The organism is Xanthobacter autotrophicus (genome assembly GCF_030015065.1).
Taxonomy (GTDB): Bacteria; Pseudomonadota; Alphaproteobacteria; order Rhizobiales; family Xanthobacteraceae; genus Xanthobacter; species Xanthobacter autotrophicus_D.
Genome location: NZ_JAIVFN010000271.1, coordinates 1 through 1,061, shown reverse-complemented (window position 1 = coordinate 1,061; position 1,061 = coordinate 1). Strand labels below are relative to the sequence as shown.

Annotated in this window: 1 protein-coding gene; it reads left to right on the top strand. The window is 69.2% G+C overall.

Annotated elements, in window-relative coordinates; translation table 11 throughout:
* Positions 1-318: 318 nt before the first annotated feature.
* Entirely contained in the window at positions 319-990 is a 672-nt protein-coding gene (locus K9U40_RS23040; RefSeq protein ID WP_282892409.1) for a L,D-transpeptidase, read from the top strand.
* Positions 991-1,061 lie beyond the last annotated feature (71 nt).

Here is a 1,061-nt window from a genome sequence, read left to right as displayed (position 1 = left end):
CCGCAGCCCCATCCCGCAGCCCCTTGTCGGGCGGACCGTGCCGCGATCCCGCCGGCGCGCATTCACGACTTCGCGATGACGATCCGGCACCGGGTGTGGCGCAAAGGCCACCCCGCAGCGCAGCAACGGTGGTACATCGCTGCCCCAAGGTTCTTGCAGCCGTCCCATCCGCCTCGCTTTCGGGCGTAGCCGGTGGTGCGGCGTTAACCTTAACGCCACCTGACCGAGGTTCAATGCGGCGGACACCGGGGCGAAACCCGCGCCCCGGTCCGCGCGTTGATGCGTGGATGGATTTGTTTCGTTCCGAGTGGACTGACCATGGCCCCGACGCCCCGCACGGTACTTCTTCCCGCGATGCCTGAACGCCTGTCCCGCCGCCTGTTCGTGCTTGGAGCGCCGCTGGCGCTCGCCGCCTGCGTGACCAATCCGCCCCCGGCGCCGCTGAGCCAGTCCGCGCTCATGTACGGCCCGGTGGACGGCGAGCCCTTCCCGGTGGACGGCGTCGACCTGTCCGAGGTGGATCCCCGCTTCCTGCGCCAGGAAGTGCCCGCGCCGCCCGGCTTCGCCCCCGGCACCATCGTGGTGGATATCAACGAGCGCTTCCTCTACCTCGTCGGGCGCGACGGCAAGGCCATCCGCTACGGCGTGGGCGTGGGCAAGCAGGGCTATTCCTTCAAGGGCTGGGCCACCATCAAGCGCAAGGAGAAGTGGCCGCACTGGACCCCCACCGCCAACATGGTCAAGCTCCAGCCCACGCGCTACGGACCCTATGCGGCCGGCCTGCCCGGCGGCGAGACCAACCCGCTCGGCCCGCGCGCGCTCTATCTCTATGACGGCGACCGCGACACCCTGTTCCGCATCCATGGCACCATCGAGCCGTGGAGCATCGGCCAGCAGGTGTCCTCCGGCTGCATCCGCCTGCTCAACCAGGACATCATCGACCTCTACGAGCGCGTGTCGCTGGGCACCCGGGTCTATGTGAAGGGGTGAGGGACGGTTCGAAAGCCTGATGGGCCGGGTGCGCCGCTGAACCCTCTCCCGCTTGCGGGGGAGGGCAGGGA

What these genes read in the sequence shown, in the direction of transcription:
- K9U40_RS23040 (WP_282892409.1), top strand. Translation starts at nt 319, where the DNA reads ATGGCCCCGACGCCCCGCACGGTACTTCTTCCCGCGATGCCTGAACGC.